The organism is Pseudomonas sp. (assembly GCF_037994325.1).
Classification (GTDB): Bacteria; Pseudomonadota; Gammaproteobacteria; order Pseudomonadales; family Pseudomonadaceae; genus Aquipseudomonas.
This window is the reverse complement of sequence record NZ_JBBNAH010000570.1, coordinates 1-14,937: the sequence shown is the minus strand read 5'-3', so window position 1 is coordinate 14,937 and position 14,937 is coordinate 1. Positions and strand designations below refer to the sequence as shown.

The following is a 14,937-nucleotide window of genomic DNA, read 5'->3' as shown; positions in this document are numbered from 1 at the left end:
GAGGTTGGGTAGGTCGACGCCGGTCCAGCGGATGGCTTCGCTGCACATTTTTTGCTCGTCGGACTTGCCCTTGTCGGCGCTGGACGTGCTGGCGCTGCCTGGGGTGCTGGCACTGCTGGCACTGCTGGTTGAGTCGGCCGCCTCTGGGGGTGGACCATCGCTGACGTAGGCTGGCTTGATGGTGACTTCTTGCACTTGCTGAGTGGCAGGCGGTTGGTTGCCGAAGTGCTTCTGCCCGTTGGCGTCGACCCAGGTGTACACCTGGGCCTGCAGGGGCATTACGCAGGTGAGCGAAAGTAGGGGAAGAAGGCGGTGACCGAGCATGGGTTAAGTCCTTTTAAATGCGCGCGGGGCGGTGCTCGGCGCACTGTAGTCAGGTGTAGCGTGGTTGCCAAGCGCCGCGTTTACGCAGAGAAAACAGTCAGGCATTGCACGCGCATGCGCGACGAGTCTCCCCATCTGAATGGTTTATTTTTTATTAAGCCAATAATTATCTAACGCTGTTCTTAAACGCCCACAGGCAAACCGTGCATTGGCGTAAATATCACGCGAAGTGCGCAATGCAAATTTATCTCCGTTTACAGTTGGCTGCGCAACGCCCTCTTGCTCATACTCCATCACTTTTAGAAAGTTACCAATCTGCTTAAGAAGATTCGGCATTGCGGCCTTAAATCTTTCTGCCTTCTTGAATTCAGACACGATCACGGAATTGTATCTAAGGTATTCATCCGACTCGGTATAACGCTTCATGGCCGCGTCGAGTGCCTTATAACGAGCGACATAGTTGGCCAGCGCCTGCGAAGCGTCAGGCAGCGTGGCAAAATTATCGGTCAACGGGCTGGTACTGGCCGCAACGGCCGCATAATCATCCGCCACCGTCGCGCATAACACGCGGTTAGCCGATTTAACGTTAAATAAATATACCTCAGCTATGTAATCCCTATTGCTGTCAGCTAAAGCAGGGCCCACAAACAGCATTAAACTTGCCGCATAGCATCCTGTAATTTTCTTCATGACAACCACCTTATCGACTAGTCGTTAGCTGCCCGCCCTAACTACGGCGAAGCGTTTTTGCAAAACTCCTAGTTGCAAGTCTGTCCTTGCGGTTAATCAAAAAAAATCACCGATTTCAAACATCAGATTCTTACCAACAATGAAAATAGCTGGCTCGATATATGCGTTAAGTAAGGGTGGGAAATGCATGGGTGCTGGTTGTAGATATCAGACCACTGCTGTCATTCAGAAGGTTATGCCTTTTGCTGCGCCCCACCTCGCAGCTACCATCGCCCTCTTCCTTATTCACCCTGCAAGCGAGCGCCGTTATGAACACCATCGCCCCCGTGGATCTGGCCAAGGCCTACCGTTTGCTTAACCACGGCCCGACCGTGCTGGTGTCGGCCCGGCATAACGGCGAAAGCAATGTGATGGCCGCTGCCTGGGCCTGCGCCCTGGACTTCTCGCCGCCCAAACTGACGGTGGTAGTGGACAAGATGACCCGCACCCGCGCGCTACTCGAAGGCAGCGGTGCGTTTGTAATTCAGGTGCCCACCGCCGCCCAAGCGCAACTGACCCACGCCGTCGGCACCCACAGCCTGGCAGACGAGCCCAACAAACTTGAACGGGCCGGCGTGCAGTTGTTTGAATTTCCCGGCCATGACTTGCCGTTTGTGGCCGGCTGCTCGGCGTGGCTGGCCTGTCGGTTAATTCCCGAGCCACATAACCAACAAACCTACGACCTGTTTATTGCCGAAGTGGTGGGCGCCTGGGCCGACACCCGCGTGTTTGCCAACGGCCATTGGCTGTTTGAGCAGGCCGACCCCGCACTGCGCAGCCTGCACTACGTGGCGGGTGGGCAGTTCTACGTGATCGGCGATTCGTTAACGGTGGCGTAGGTTGGGCTTCGCCTTCGGCTCAACCCAACCTACGTTTGCGCCACCACTACGTTTAGGCCCAGGCGCCGGTAGTCGTCGATATCGCCCGATGGCACGCGGCTTTCGGTTATCAGCGTGTGCACCCGCGTGCAGGGGGCAATAACGAAGGGCTCTACGGCGCCGAGTTTGTCGGCGGTGGTCACGGCAATCACCTGCGCCGCGCTGTCGAGCAAGGCCTGCTTGAGCTGCACTTCTTCAAAGCGTGGCGAGGTCAGGCCGATTTCCGGGTGCAGGGCGCACACGCCGGTAAACAGCAGGTCGGCCTTGATGCTTTTAATCAGCTCCAGCGCTTCACGGCCGTTGGTGGCCATGGTCGCCGGGTTGAGCTGGCCACCGGCCAAAATCACGCTAACGCCGGGGTATTCGGCCAGCGCCACGGCGGTCATGGGCGAGGCGGTGATGGCTGTCAGTTGAATATCCAGCGGCAGGCAACGGGCGATATGCAGGGGCGTGGTGCCGGAGTCGAAAATCACCACCTGGCCGTCCTTTACCTGCTGCGCGGCAAGCTGGGCGAGGTGGCGTTTCATCTCGTCGGTTTCGCTCAGGCGGGCGAAGTAGTCTTTGCCGGAGTCTTTCGGTTTGGGCAGCGCGCCGCCGTGCACGCGTTGCACCAGGCCGGCGCTGTCGAGCTCAGCCAGGTCGCGGCGGATGGTGTCTTCGGACACCTCAAAATGCGCACTTAATTCCGAGGCCAGCACACGGCCGTCGCGCTCCAGCATCAATAGAATTTTCTGCCGCCGCACTTGCGGCAGGTCGGTAATGGCGTGCTGAGCCTGCATGGTTATGCCTGTACTTGCGTGTTTATGCGAGATTAGCCAGCCAGCAGCCCTAGCGCAAGGGCTATCGAGTGGCGCGCGCGTCGGCTTTTGCCGAGATCGGCAGCGCTCTTGTAGACTCCCGCAGCTCATCCGCCCGTGGTTTAGCCGAATGCCTGTTTCGCGCGTTAGTCAGCAGTTGATCGCAAGCCTGTTGTTAGCCCTTAGCCTGCTGGCCTGGCCAACCTGGGCCGCCGCGCCGCTGGATGCAGCCGGCTTGCAAGACCAGCCGGTTTCGCTCACGGCATTTGTAGGCCTGCTCGAAGACCCCGAGCGCCGTCTGACCCTGGCCGATGTGCAGCGCCCTGAACTGGCGGCACGGTTTAAAACCGACCTCCCCGCCACTAGCGCCCTGGGCCTGGGTTTTACCCGCTCGGCCTACTGGTTGCGCCTACCGCTGCGTAACAGCAGCGCTAGCGCCGTGCAGCGCATGCTGGCGGTGGAGAACCCGCGCATTTCCCATATTCAGGCGTATATCCCAAACGCCCAAGGCGACTACCAAGCGCTGGTTACTGGCTGCGACACGCCTGCCAGCACCAAGGTCTACGCCAACCGCAATTTCATTTTCCCCATCACCTTGCCGGCGGAGAGTGAGCAGGTGATTTACCTGCGGATGGAATCCAGCATCGGTTTATCGATACCGCTGCAGCTGTGGGCACCCGAGGCATTTCATGCCCATGAGCGCGACGACTATTTCGGCCAGGCGTGGTACTTCGGTATTGCCACGGCGATGATCCTCTTCAACCTGATGCTGCTGGTGTCGCTGCGCGACCGCATCTACCTGCTGTATGTAGTCTTCGCCACCTGCACCTTTGCCACCCTGGCGATTAAAAACGGCCTGGCACCAGACCTGCTGCCGGCCGGCGTGCCGCTTAACTCCAACATCTTTTATTACGCCGGCAACTCACTGGCACTGGCCGCCATGCTGCTGTTTATGCGGCGCATGCTGGGCACCCAGCAGTTGCTGCCGCGCACCGACCGCGTGGTGCTGGCGATGGTGGTGGTGTACCTGCTCACCCCCGTGGCATATGCCATCGCCCTGCCGCTGTTTTCCAAGGCGGCGATTTTGCTCAATCTGGCCACAGCCTTTTTGGCGATTGCTGTCGGTGTGGCGGCGGCCGTTAAACGCCAGCGCAGCGCCTATTTCTTCCTGGGCGCCTTTGCTTTGCTGATGTTTGGCGGTGCCATGACCTCGCTGCGCGCCATGGGCGTAATGCCCACTAACCTGTTTACCGTGGACGGTTTGCAACTGGGCTCGGCTCTGGAAATGCTCTTGCTGGCCTTCGCCCTCGCCGACCGTTACAACGTGATGCGCCGCGAAAAAGCCCGGGTACGCGAACAGCTGTTGCACGCCCAACAGCAACTGGTGCACACCCTGCAAACCTCCGAGCGCGAATTGGAACAGCGCGTGGCCGAGCGCACTGAAGAGCTGCAAGTGCTCAACAGCAAGCTGGAAACCCTGAGCCTCACCGACGCCCTCACCGGCATCGCCAACCGCCGGCGCTTCGATGACCTCTTGACGCAGGAATGGGCGCGCGCGCAACGCATTGGCGCGCCGCTGGCGCTGGCGATTATCGACGTCGACTGGTTTAAACCCTACAACGACAACTACGGCCACCCCGCCGGCGATGCCTGCCTGCGCCAGATCGCCCAAACCTTGGCGGCGACCGTAAGCCGCTCCAGTGATTTGGTGGCGCGTTATGGCGGCGAAGAGTTTGTCTTTTTAGCGCCGATGACCGACGCCGCCGGTGGCCAGGCCATGGCGCGCAAAGTGGTGCAAGCCATCACCGCACTCGCCCTGCCCCACGCCTATTCGCCACTCGGCCATGTCAGCGTCAGCCTCGGTGTGGTCAGCGTGCAACCCAGTGCAGAACAGACGCCACAGGCCCTGCTGCAACGCGCCGATGCCGCGCTGTATCAGGCCAAGAGCCAGGGCCGCAATCAGGCCGTCAGCGGCTAAGCCCCTCTAGCCAGTAGCGGTTTAATAACCTACTGCACACAGGGTTATAAGGCCGGTCCTACATTCCGGCCGATGATGCCTTGGGCATGCTCGCGGTCCTTTCCCAGACTGCCCTGCCCTGCCATGCCGCTGCGTCTTCTTCTGTTGCTCTGCTACGCCCTTCCCCTGCCCGTTCTGGCCGACACCGTATGGCTAAGCAATGGCGACCGTTTAAGCGGCGACATTGTGCTGCTCGATGGTGGCAAGTTGGTGTTCAACACCACCCTCGCCGGCCGGGTCGTGATTGACTGGCGAGGGGTGACCACCTTGGCCGCGGATAAGCCTTTACTGATGCGCCGCGACGGCTTGGACAGCGCCTTGCAACAGCGCCTGCGCGCCGCCGGTGACGGCCTGGTGCAAGTGGGCGACAACGCCAGCGACACCGTGCCCGTGGCCAGCATCAACCGCCTGCTAGCGCCAAACAAGCTGCTGGGCGACTTCAAATGGGAAGGCAAGCTGGACGCCAAACTGGACATGCGCCGAGACGATAACAGCACCCAGGAATGGCAACTCAAAGGCGAAACACGGGTGGAGCACAACCGCTGGCGGCATGTCATCAACGGCGAAACCCAGCGTAAAGCCAAAGACGGCCAACGCACTGACGACACCTGGAAGCTCGAATACAACCTCGACTACTTCTACTCCCCGCACTGGTTTGTACGCAGCGTATTGGGCCAAAACCAAAATAATCTGGGCCTGCAACAACGCGAGCGTTATATCGGCACCGGCCCTGGTTACCGGTTCTGGGACGACGAACTGGGCCGCTTCGAACTGATGCTGCGCCCCACCCGTGTACAACTGGCGGCCAAAGGCTTTAGCGAGAATTTCAATAGCCTGGGCTTGGTCTGGGACTTCAAACGCAAGCTCTGGGGCACCCGCTTGGAGGCCACCAGTAAGGGCACGCTGCAAGTGCCGCAGATCGAAGAAATCGACTACCTGTTCAGCAGCGAATATGGCCTGAGCTACCGCCTGAATGACTGGGCACGCCTGTCGTTACTGTATGAATTCCAGCAAAACAGCTTTGAGCAGCAAACCTACCCCGATCACCACTACCTGCTCGGTGTGGGCGTGACGTGGTAGCGTTCTGCGCCTTTTCGCTAGCCGGTCCTACGCAGTCGTGCTCGCCATCCTATTTTTTTCTGGCGCGTAGTTGGCCACCTTGGCTGGGCGCATTTTCGCGCTCAACAAGGACAGCATTATGGACACGGAAACCCTCACCACCGCAGTCGGCCACCGCTTTCACGCCACCGGCGTTGCCGAGAACAACACCGCGCTGTTTAGCGTCACCCCCAACATTCCCATGCTCGACGCCCTCACCAGCGTGTCGTGCCTGCTCAGCACCCTGGAAGACGGCATTGTCGATGCCGCCATGGGTGAGCAACCCCTGCAAGACAACGCCGCCTGGCTGACCCACCACACGCTGCAATCGGCCAAAGCGGTGGTGGACTCGCTGATTGATTGCCTGCAATCCCAACAACCCGAGCAACGCAACCCCGCATCGTTGTGGAAGCACCGGGGCGGCTACGTCAACTACTTCATCCTTGACGAGGTGCATGTGCAGCGCGCGCCCTTTGGCAAGTACGGCCCATTCCCCAGCGCCAATGCCATGCGGGAAACGCTGGACCGCCTCGAACATAAATTCCCCGACCTCATTCTGGTCACCCGCAAAGCCAGCCTGGCCGCCGACCTGATTAGCGCAGCGGATCTGGATGCGGAATACGCCAAGACCTTGGAAAAGATCGCCGCGTTAGGGGTTTAGGCGAAGGGTACTGAGGGTGCTGTGCAAAAATGCCTACAGCCCCTCCGTCGTCCCCGCGCAGGCGGGGACCCAGGTACGCATATGGGCGTGAGCGACACGCGGGTCAATCCAACTGCTCGCGCAAGACCTGCTCTTTGCTGCGGTAGAAATTCGCTGAGGCGCTATTGCCGGCCTGGACAAAGCGTTCAGCCGCTGCCGCTGCGGCTTGTGCAGCCACCTCAAAAGCGTCGATAAGCGTCTGGCGCTCGTCGCTGGCGAGCACACGCCCCTGCTCAAAACGCCCAGCAACAAAACCCTGCTCAGGCACTTCAATCACGCCCTCGGCCAATTCACCGTTTTGCACACGGCCAAAAAACAAACGCTTTACCGCCGTGCCTTGCTGTTCTTTAAGCACCCCCAGGCCATTGGCGGTATTGCCTGTGCACTCGCCATCCCAACGGGCCGAACCGGCGCTCCAATCGGCTGGCGTGGCGATGGTGCACGCGGCAAAGGCGCCGGGGCTTAGGGCGACAAACAGCGCGAAGGCGAAAAGACCTGGGCGGTTCCAGTGGACGGCAATCATCAAGCGGTGCTCCCTGCATGGCGTGGCCCGCGAGAATAACGCCGCAGGGGTGAGTTGCAAAACAGAGGGGCAAGTTTTCAGCGCCAGCGCCCTGACAATTTCCCCGGTAAAAACCCCTGAACCTCTGAGCAATTTATTGAGTCATAGCTCTGAATCGAGGAGCCATTAGCGGCCCTCTGCACTGTGACCCACTGGAGCAGGCTCATGCTGATACTTACCCGCCGCGTTGGCGAAACTCTGCAGATTGGTAACGACATCTCGGTCACTGTGGTCGAGGTCAATGGCAACCAAGTGCGCATTGGTATCGCCGCGCCGAAAGACGTGCCGATCATGCGCGACGATGCGAAAAAGCGACAACCCGCTGCCGCGATTTCTGCTTAACGCCTGCGCAGCCCAGCCGATGCCACGCCGCATCCTGCATGACGGGCCCGCCGAGATCATTCTGTGTTTTGCCGAAGGTTCGATCGAATGGTCGTCCCGAGCGGTCATTCGCGAAGAAAAGATCGGCCTGTATTCGGCCGCCGCCGCCAATGACGCCCACTTTCCGCTGGGCGCCAGTTACGTGATTGTGCGCTTTGCCGGAGAAGAGCTCTCCGGCAGCGTGACGCGTCACACCAACGCTACGTTGTTTTTTTCCTAGACCTTATCTGCTGCCGGGCGCCACTAGGCGCCAATCACCCCGCCATCGACCTTGGTGATCAGCAAGGTAGTGGAACGTGGGCGGGTTTTGCCGTCGCTGGCGGGGAAGCTGATGCCCGGGTGTTGGATATTGGCCCACATCGCTTTGCCATCCGGGCTCCAGGCCAGGCCGGTAATCTCGCAACCACGCGGGCCGACGAGAAAACGCCGCACCTCGCGGCTGGAAGGGTCGGCACACAGCAGTTGGTTGCAGCCCATGTTCTGCATCGCCGGGTCGACATCGTCGTAGTCGGTCTGAATCCATAGCCGCCCGCTTGCGTCAAACGCCAGACCGTCCGGCGATGACAACACGTCGCCGTTGATAGTGCCGGTGAGGTGGGCAGGCACCGGTTTGCCGTCTTTGCCCTTAGTGCCCTGCGCTTCCCCGGCGAGCAAAAACAGCTCCCAGGTAAAGGCCGTGGCGGTCGGGTTAGCGCCTTGCTCGTTAAAGCGCAGGATATGCCCGTGCAGGTTCTTTTCCCGTGGGTTGGCCTTGTCCAGCGCCTGCTTAGTGCCGCGCCCATCGTTGTTGGTCAGGGTGACGTACACCTCGCGAGTACGTGGGTGCACAGCGGCCCACTCCGGGCGGTCCATTGGCGTAGCACCGGCTTTGTCGGCAGCGGCGCGGGCGTTGACCAACACCTCGGCCTGGCTGGCAAAACCATTCTCAGCGTTCAAGCCATTGTGCCCATGCACCAGCGCCAGCCATTGGCCGCTGCCGTCGGCGTTGAGCTTGGCGGCGTAAAGGGTGCCGCTGTCGAGTAGGTCACGGCTGGCTTTGGGGTTGGCCGCATCGTGTGTGCCGTCGGGCACAAACTTGTAGATGTACTCGCCCTTGGCGTCGTCGCCGGAATAGAAGGCCATCTTGCCGTCATCACCCAGACTCAAGGCCGCGCACTCGCGGCTAAAGCGGCCGAACGCGGTGCGTTTGATCGGCTGCGCTTTAGGGTCGAAGGGGTCGATCTCGACCACCCAGCCAAAGCGGTTGGGTTCATTTACATAACCGCTGTGCGGCTGGCTGGCATCGGGGGTGGCGTCGAAGCGTGGGTCGGCGCTTTCCCAGGCGTAGTTTTTACTGGTGCCGCTGCTGGCCAGGCCATAGCGCTTGTGGGCAACGCGCTTGGCGAAATCCGCCTGGTCGCGGTTGATAAAGTAGTTCGGCCAGTTTTCTTCGCAGGTCAAAAAGGTGCCCCAGGGGGTGACCCCGGTGGCGCAGTTATTCAGCGTACCGAGCACTTCCAGGCCCTTGGGGTCGCTGACGGTTTGCATCAGCGCATGCCCAGCCAACGGCCCGGCCAAACGCATGGGGGTGAGCATGCTGATGCGGCGGTTATAGGCCGAATCCATCACCCGCTGCCATTGGCCATCGGCACCCTTTTTCACCTCGATCACCGATACGCCGTGAGCTGCCTGCTCTTTGCGCACTTCAGCCAGTGAGCGCGGTTTGCTTTGGTCGATGCTGCTGGACGGGTGCAAGTGCGGGTTGATGTATTCGTGGTTCATCACCAATAGGCCCCGGTCGGTTTCGCCCTCGAAGGCAAAAAAGTCCATGCCATCGTGGTTATCCCCAGCCTGTTTCAGCTGCGCTTGCCAATCGTCGCTGGCATCCGGGTTCCACGCCGGTGCGCCCGCCTCTACCGGGTCGCCCCAGGAGAAAAACGGCACCGCGCGATAGCCTTCGGCAACCAGCACGCGGTCGAACTGCGGATCAAGCTGTACCGGCACGCCCTTGAAGTTCAGCAAGGGGCTGGCCGCCGCTTTGCTGCAAGCGCTGATGCCGCCGAAAAAGCCAAGAATCGCCACGCTCAATCCGCCCTTCAATACATTGCGCCGGCTGGGGCTAAACAGCTCGGCCAACGACGGGTTGGCGCTAGGGTTGATGGCGATGTCGTCGTGGCTTTCCAGTTGGTCGTGAAACTGCTGGTGATCGTGGCTCATGGCAATGCTCGCTAAAGAAAAAATGCAGTCCGCCGTGGCGGGCTTATTCGATTCGGTAGTGGAAGGTGTTTTTCACATTGGCCACGCTGATGGCTTGGCCATCGACGATGCGTGGCTGGTAACGAAAGGTGCGGGCTGCGGCCAGCGACGGGCGCACCAGTAACGGATGGCATTGGCCAAGCACTTGCGGGTTTTCCACTCGGCCTTGTGGGGTAACCGTGTAGGTCACGGTGCAATCGCCTTCGATGCCCTTTTCCAGCGCTTTGTCCGGGTACTCCGGGGCTTCTTTGCTAACGGGTAGATAGGGTCGACTTTCCGCCGCCAAGGCATCCGCCGCGGCACGGGCTTTAGCCTCGGCCTGGGCAGCCGCTGCTACCTGCTGCTGGCGTTGCTGCTCGACTTGTCGTTGCTGAGCCTGTTGCTGCTGGGCCTGTTGCTGGGCGCGCTCTGCGGCTTGCTGCTCCTCTTGCACGCGCTTGCGAGCCAAGGCGGCATGGTCAATCACCGGCTTGGGCTTGAGCTGCGGTTTGCTTTGCACCGGCTTAGCTTCAACCGGCTTGGGCAGCACGGGCGCGGGCGGTGCGCTAACGACTTCGGCAGGCGCCGGAACGGGCGCAGCCACAAGCGGTTCAGGTGCCGGCGCTTGTGGTGGCGCCAGGGTGATCAACTGGGTGGTCAGCGCCTGAATTTTCGCCTCAGGCGGCGGGCTGGGCTGCCAATGGCTGACCAACAACACCACCGCTGCGGCATGCAAGCCCACGGCAAGGCTCACTGCCAAGGCATGACGCGACCAGGCGCGGTTGGGCCAGTGCAGGCTGGGCATGGGCTGCGTAGCCGGCATAAGTGCCGCACTCATTGCGGCGCCTCGGTGATTAAGCCAAGGTTGCGCACGCCGCCCTTTTGCAGCGCCGCCATGCCGGCCACCACCGTGGCGTAGTCGGTGTTGTGGTCGGCGCGGATATACACCTGGGTGTCGCCACGGGCGGCAATAATCGCCCCCACTTTGGCGGTCATTTCATCCAGGCCCACCGCGCTGTCTTCTTGCTCATGGCTGTCGAGTTCGGCGCCCACATTCCAGTAGTAGCCGCCGTCGGCTTTTACCGACAGGGTGAGAATCTGCTGCTGGCTATTGCTGGCCAACGCCTCGGCGGCGACTTTTGGCAGTTCGATTTTTACCCCTTGGGTGAGCATCGGCGCGGTGACCATAAAGATCACCAGCAGCACCAGCATCACGTCGATATAGGGCACCACATTCATTTCGGCCTTGGGCCCGTGCTTGCGAACTGGCTTGCGCATGGCGTTTGTCCTCAGGCCGCTTGCGCGAGGCGCGTGGTGGCTTGCAAGGCGCGGTGCAGGCGGCCTTGTAGCTCATTGCCAAAGCTGTAGAAGCGCGTGCTGAGGGTTTCTACCCGCGCGGCAAAGCGGTTGTAGGCAATCACGGCAGGGATAGCAGCAAATAAACCGATGGCCGTGGCAATCAACGCCTCCGCAATACCCGGGGCCACGGTGCCAAGGGTGGCTTGCTGCACTTGGGACAGACCGATAAAGGAATTCATGATGCCCCACACCGTGCCAAACAAGCCGATATAGGGGCTCACCGAACCGACGGTGGCGAGAAAGGCCAGGCCTTTTTCCAAGCGCTCCTGTTCCTCGCTGATGCTCACCAGCAAACGCCGCTCGACGCCATCCACCACCGCCTCCGGGGTGATGCCCGGCTCGCGGCGCAGGTGGCTGTACTCACTAAAGCCTTGGTGAAAAATGCGCTGCAAACAGGCCTCGTCATCCAACTGCTCGCCACCGTCGCGGTACAGCTGGGCGAGGTCGTTGCTGGTACGAAAGCGCAGCTGGAAGTGCTTGAGCAACCGCTCAATGCGGCCCAGCAGCAGGCTGCGCTGCACAATCAGGTACCAGCTCACCAGGGACGCCAGCAGCAAAATCAGCATCACGCCCTTTACCAGCAGCGAGGCATCGTTAATCAGGCTCCACACGCTCATCTGTTCGAGGGTGCTGTGCATAGGTTTTTCCTCTCCATGGCCCCGTCGTAACAGGGCTTTTTGTACGGCTATTCGATTACGTGGCTGTTACCGGCTGATGACAGCGCTCACGGCAAGCGCAACGCGTTGGCCACATCGGCCCACGGCACCAATTTGAAGTTCTGCGTGGTTTCGGGCATGCGCTTGCGGCCGTCTTGCACCACCAGCAGGCCCTGGTTCCAGGGGCCGCCGAGGTCGGCGCCGGTTACTTCCAGGCCGTCGGTTTCCGAGGCGCCATCAATGCCCAGGGCGCCGTTAAGGCCGACACGAAAGGCGCCATGCACGGCAAACGGCGGCTGCGCATCGAGCAGCACATAGCTGTCATTGCCCTGGCTGGACACCACCAAGTAATCGCCAGCGGCGCCGTGATACAGGCCCATACCTTCCACGTCGGCCTTTAGCACCTCGCCGACTTTCAGCACCGAGGTCAGCGCGTCGGAAGCATCCGGGCGCGCATCCAAGGCCCACACGCCGACATCTTCCTCACCAATAAACAGGCGCTGCTGACGGTCATCGGCGACGCAGCCTTCCGGCTGGCTATCGACCTTGAAGCGGCGTACTTGCTGGCCCTGAATCTGCCCCTGCACATCGCTTAGGCGGTACTGCAGAAAGGTGCCGTCCTTGCCGTTGGCAAAGGCATACAACTCGCCGCTGGCCGGCTGAAACAGGCAGATGCCGTAGATTTCCGCCAAGGGCGTGCGCACCTCGCCGGCCTCGCGCAGTTCGCCCGTGGCGCGGTCGATGGCAAACAGGCTGATGCTGTTGCGGTCACGGTTGCTGGCCACGGCCAGATCAATCGGTTTGCCGGCCAAGGTAAAGCCGGCGCGCACATCGACATTGTTCAAACGCCCCACCGGCAATTCCTGCAACAGGCGGCCGTCGAGGTCATAGGCCAGCAGGCCTTGTTTCTTGTTGGTGCCCAGTACGCGCGACAGTTCGGGCTTGCTCGGGTGCAGCCAAATGGCCGGGTCATCGGCGGCATCGCCTTGGCGGCCAACCGGCTCGGTTTGCCGCAGTGCTGGCACATTGGGCAAAACCGGCGGCAGTGCTTGCGGGGTTGGTTTCCAGTTCAGGCGACCGGCGTAAATGCGCTTTTGCTCGCCGTCTTCAATCAGCAGTTCCACGCCAGTGGCGGTGACGCGGGCGTCCAAACGCTCGGGCTCTTGCATACCGTCCAGCGCCAGGCTGGCGATGCTTTGCCACTGCTCACCCTGCTGCTGATAGAGGTGCAGCGTGGCGTTGTCGCTATCCAGTGCCAGCAAGCCACCCGGCAAGCTGACCATTGCCTGCGGGTTGCCGGCCAAACTGCCGAACGGCGCGCGCAGGTCGACTGGCACGCGGGCCGAATCCGCCTCCGGCTCGGCAGCAAAGGCCCACACGCCCACACCGCCTTCGTTCACATACAAGCGCTGGGCGCTATCGTCAGCGTGGCAATACTCGGCGCCCGGTGGCGTCGGTACGCCGCGCAAACGCAGCGGCTCTTTACTCAACTGCGCGCCGCTGCCGACCAGCCACTGCTCGCCCTTGCCGTCTTCGCCGAGCACAAACAGGTGCAAGTTGGCGGCTTCGTCGCGGTACAGGCACAGGCCGGAAATGGCGTAGTCACGGCTGGGCAACAGCAGCGGTTTGGCCCACTGCTTTTTTTGCGTATCCAGCACTACCAGCGCGGCTTGCCCGGTGGCGCCATCGACGCTGGCGACCAGTGCATGTTTGCCCAGCACACGGCTGTCCAAGCCGCTGTAATCGCCCGGCAAGCGGGCCAACTCGCGGCCCTCGGCAGTTAACAGCAGCAAGCCATTACGCTCACTGGCGGCCAGGCGCAGGTCGCTGGCGTCTTTTAATTCGGCAGGCAGAAAACGCACATCTTCGGCTTTAACTTTTGCCGAAGCGCTCCACGGCGATAGGCTGACGCTAGGCGTAGCCTCGCCCGCTTTGGGCAATACATCGCAACCAGCCAAGAGCAAGGCAGTCAGCAGCACAGAATGGGTAAACAACGGCTTCATCAAAACGGTGTCCTTGTACAAAACGCACACGCAGCGGCGCCCCCGGTGGAGGGCGCCGGCGGCATTAGAAATGGGTGAAGGTCAGGCCGAGCTTGTAGGTGGGGCCGTATTCTTCGTACTGGCCGTTGTAGGCACCGCTGCCGGTGTACACGTAGTACGACTCGTCGGTGAGGTTCTGCGCCTCGAACGACAGTTGCAGGTCTTTGGTGAGGAAATAGCGCGCGGTGAAGTCGACAAAGGTTTGGTCATCCACGTGCAGGTCGTGGGCCTTGTCGTTGACCGACGCCACCTCGTAGAGGTAGTCGGATTTGTAGTTGGCCGACAGGCGCAGGCTCAACTTGTCGTTTTCCCAACCGAGCATCACATTACCCACTGTGTCGGACTGAAACGGCAAGTCGATATCGCGTTTCTGCCCCTGCCCGGCTATCTGCGCATCGGAGCGGCTAAAGGTGGCGTTGGCGCCCATCAGCACACCGTTCCACGGCGCCGGCAGGCTGGTGAATTTCTGCTGCCAAGCCAGTTCAATGCCGTACAAATCGGCGCTGTCGCCGTTGGCAAAGGTATTGGCTTCATCAAACGCCGCCCAACGGCCAGTGCCGGCCAGGTCGGTGTTGTAGACGAAGTTTTCAATGTCTTTGTAGAACACAAAGGCCGAGACCACGCCGTCTTTATTTAGGTAGTGCTCAATGCCCAAATCGAAATTGCTCGACTCCAGCGCATCCAGGTCGGGGTTACCAAACTCGGCTTCGTCACCGTCAATCACAAAACCCGGCGCCAGCTGCTCAAAGCCTGGGCGTACCACGGTGTTGGTCCAGGCCGCGCGAAGCTGGGTTTGCTTATCCAACTGATAGCGCACATGCAGGCCAGGCAGCCAGTGGTCGTAGTTGTTGTCGGCAGTGCTGGCGACAAAATCGCCATCTTCAATACCGGTGCCCTTGGCCTTGAACTCGGTGCCCTCGTAACGCAGGCCGACGATAAAGCGCCAGTCGTCGACGTCGACGGTATTCATCAGGTAGGCGGCGTTGATGTCTTCACTCATGGTGAAGTCGTTTACCCGCGACTGTTCCTCGTCATAGAACTCGCTGCGGTCCAGGCGGCTGAGCAAGTTCTTGATCGAGCTGGCGCTGATGCCGGGGCCGAAGTTGTCCAGGCTGTAATGCACGCGGCCCTTGGTGTACTGGGTGAGCGACAGCTCGTCGTCGGTGATGCCGAAGTTGTC

Annotated in this window: 16 protein-coding genes; 6 read left to right on the top strand and 10 right to left on the bottom strand. The window is 60.8% G+C overall.

The genetic code is table 11. The features are described 5' to 3' along the window. On the bottom strand, positions 1 to 324 hold a 324-nt coding region (locus AAAB16_RS19210; protein WP_340664769.1), incomplete at its 3' end, for a DUF4124 domain-containing protein. A gap of 144 nt (positions 325 to 468) precedes the next feature. Beyond that, positions 469 to 1,014, bottom strand: coding sequence for a hypothetical protein (locus AAAB16_RS19205; protein WP_340664768.1), 546 nt, complete (start codon positions 1,012 to 1,014; stop codon positions 469 to 471). A 308-nt stretch (positions 1,015 to 1,322) separates the two neighbouring features. Between AAAB16_RS19205 and AAAB16_RS19200 the strand changes: the two genes are divergently transcribed. After that, positions 1,323 to 1,892: a flavin reductase family protein gene (locus tag AAAB16_RS19200; protein ID WP_340664767.1), complete on the top strand. Its 570-nt coding sequence runs from the start codon at positions 1,323 to 1,325 to the stop codon at positions 1,890 to 1,892. Between the two features lie 29 nt (positions 1,893 to 1,921). Here the strand turns inward: AAAB16_RS19200 and AAAB16_RS19195 are convergent, their stop codons facing one another. Beyond that, complete coding sequence (locus tag AAAB16_RS19195; RefSeq protein ID WP_340664766.1) at positions 1,922 to 2,710, bottom strand: DeoR/GlpR family DNA-binding transcription regulator; 789 nt, start codon at positions 2,708 to 2,710, stop codon at positions 1,922 to 1,924. Between the two features lie 148 nt (positions 2,711 to 2,858). Between AAAB16_RS19195 and AAAB16_RS19190 the strand changes: the two genes are divergently transcribed. The 3 genes from AAAB16_RS19190 to AAAB16_RS19180 all read left to right on the top strand — a co-directional run bounded on the left by AAAB16_RS19190 (position 2,859) and on the right by AAAB16_RS19180 (position 6,504). Beyond that, positions 2,859 to 4,706 carry a diguanylate cyclase gene (locus AAAB16_RS19190; protein ID WP_340664765.1) on the top strand — a complete coding sequence of 616 codons (1,848 nt, stop codon included), beginning with the start codon at positions 2,859 to 2,861 and terminating at the stop codon, positions 4,704 to 4,706. 123 nt (positions 4,707 to 4,829) lie between these two features. Then, entirely contained in the window at positions 4,830 to 5,825 is a 996-nt protein-coding gene (locus AAAB16_RS19185) for a DUF481 domain-containing protein (RefSeq protein ID WP_340664764.1), read from the top strand. Positions 5,826 to 5,943: 118 nt separating this feature from the next. After that, entirely contained in the window at positions 5,944 to 6,504 is a 561-nt protein-coding gene (locus AAAB16_RS19180; protein WP_340664763.1) for a DUF3077 domain-containing protein, read from the top strand. Positions 6,505 to 6,607: 103 nt separating this feature from the next. Here AAAB16_RS19180 and AAAB16_RS19175 read toward each other — a convergent pair whose 3' ends face one another. Continuing rightward, the gene (locus tag AAAB16_RS19175) at positions 6,608 to 7,066 is read right to left on the bottom strand and encodes a hypothetical protein (protein WP_340664762.1); all 459 of its coding nucleotides are present in this window, start codon (positions 7,064 to 7,066) and stop codon (positions 6,608 to 6,610) included. Positions 7,067 to 7,270: 204 nt separating this feature from the next. Here AAAB16_RS19175 and csrA point away from each other — a divergent pair, with 204 nt between their 5' ends. Then, positions 7,271 to 7,447, top strand: coding sequence for a carbon storage regulator CsrA (gene csrA, locus AAAB16_RS19170; RefSeq protein ID WP_110618773.1), 177 nt, complete (start codon positions 7,271 to 7,273; stop codon positions 7,445 to 7,447). A 19-nt stretch (positions 7,448 to 7,466) separates the two neighbouring features. Next, positions 7,467 to 7,706 (top strand): hypothetical protein, encoded by a 240-nt coding sequence (locus AAAB16_RS19165; RefSeq protein ID WP_110618774.1) that lies wholly within the window; start codon positions 7,467 to 7,469, stop codon positions 7,704 to 7,706. Between the two features lie 23 nt (positions 7,707 to 7,729). On the opposite strand, the gene AAAB16_RS19160 is transcribed toward AAAB16_RS19165, so the two are convergent. The 6 genes from AAAB16_RS19160 to AAAB16_RS19135 form a co-directional block, all read right to left on the bottom strand. Further along, entirely contained in the window at positions 7,730 to 9,682 is a 1,953-nt protein-coding gene (locus AAAB16_RS19160) for a PhoX family phosphatase (RefSeq protein ID WP_340664761.1), read from the bottom strand. Between the two features lie 43 nt (positions 9,683 to 9,725). Then, on the bottom strand, positions 9,726 to 10,538 hold the full coding sequence (locus AAAB16_RS19155; protein ID WP_340664760.1) for a TonB family protein: 813 nt from the start codon (positions 10,536 to 10,538) through the stop codon (positions 9,726 to 9,728). After that, positions 10,535 to 10,978: a protein TolR gene (gene tolR / locus AAAB16_RS19150; protein ID WP_340664759.1), complete on the bottom strand. Its 444-nt coding sequence runs from the start codon at positions 10,976 to 10,978 to the stop codon at positions 10,535 to 10,537. Before tolR ends, AAAB16_RS19155 begins: the two co-directional genes overlap by 4 nt. Before the next feature lie 11 nt (positions 10,979 to 10,989). Then, the gene (tolQ, locus tag AAAB16_RS19145) at positions 10,990 to 11,697 is read right to left on the bottom strand and encodes a protein TolQ (protein WP_340664758.1); all 708 of its coding nucleotides are present in this window, start codon (positions 11,695 to 11,697) and stop codon (positions 10,990 to 10,992) included. A gap of 86 nt (positions 11,698 to 11,783) precedes the next feature. Beyond that, positions 11,784 to 13,718: a phytase gene (locus AAAB16_RS19140; RefSeq protein WP_340664757.1), complete on the bottom strand. Its 1,935-nt coding sequence runs from the start codon at positions 13,716 to 13,718 to the stop codon at positions 11,784 to 11,786. Positions 13,719 to 13,782: 64 nt separating this feature from the next. Continuing rightward, on the bottom strand, positions 13,783 to 14,937 hold a 1,155-nt coding region (locus AAAB16_RS19135), incomplete at its 5' end, for a TonB-dependent receptor (RefSeq protein WP_340664756.1).

Bases quoted from the DNA above. Each gene is read 5' to 3' on its own strand.
- csrA (WP_110618773.1), top strand. From the start codon at position 7,271: ATGCTGATACTTACCCGCCGCGTTGGCGAAACTCTGCAGATTGGTAAC.
- AAAB16_RS19160 (WP_340664761.1), bottom strand. From the start codon at position 9,682: ATGAGCCACGATCACCAGCAGTTTCACGACCAACTGGAAAGCCACGAC.
- tolR (WP_340664759.1), bottom strand. From the start codon at position 10,978: ATGCGCAAGCCAGTTCGCAAGCACGGGCCCAAGGCCGAAATGAATGTG.
- AAAB16_RS19195 (WP_340664766.1), bottom strand. From the start codon at position 2,710: ATGCAGGCTCAGCACGCCATTACCGACCTGCCGCAAGTGCGGCGGCAG.
- AAAB16_RS19190 (WP_340664765.1), top strand. From the start codon at position 2,859: ATGCCTGTTTCGCGCGTTAGTCAGCAGTTGATCGCAAGCCTGTTGTTA.
- AAAB16_RS19180 (WP_340664763.1), top strand. From the start codon at position 5,944: ATGGACACGGAAACCCTCACCACCGCAGTCGGCCACCGCTTTCACGCC.
- AAAB16_RS19185 (WP_340664764.1), top strand. From the start codon at position 4,830: ATGCCGCTGCGTCTTCTTCTGTTGCTCTGCTACGCCCTTCCCCTGCCC.
- AAAB16_RS19205 (WP_340664768.1), bottom strand. From the start codon at position 1,014: ATGAAGAAAATTACAGGATGCTATGCGGCAAGTTTAATGCTGTTTGTG.
- AAAB16_RS19175 (WP_340664762.1), bottom strand. From the start codon at position 7,066: ATGATTGCCGTCCACTGGAACCGCCCAGGTCTTTTCGCCTTCGCGCTG.
- tolQ (WP_340664758.1), bottom strand. From the start codon at position 11,697: ATGCACAGCACCCTCGAACAGATGAGCGTGTGGAGCCTGATTAACGAT.
- AAAB16_RS19140 (WP_340664757.1), bottom strand. From the start codon at position 13,718: ATGAAGCCGTTGTTTACCCATTCTGTGCTGCTGACTGCCTTGCTCTTG.
- AAAB16_RS19155 (WP_340664760.1), bottom strand. From the start codon at position 10,538: ATGAGTGCGGCACTTATGCCGGCTACGCAGCCCATGCCCAGCCTGCAC.
- AAAB16_RS19165 (WP_110618774.1), top strand. From the start codon at position 7,467: ATGCCACGCCGCATCCTGCATGACGGGCCCGCCGAGATCATTCTGTGT.
- AAAB16_RS19200 (WP_340664767.1), top strand. From the start codon at position 1,323: ATGAACACCATCGCCCCCGTGGATCTGGCCAAGGCCTACCGTTTGCTT.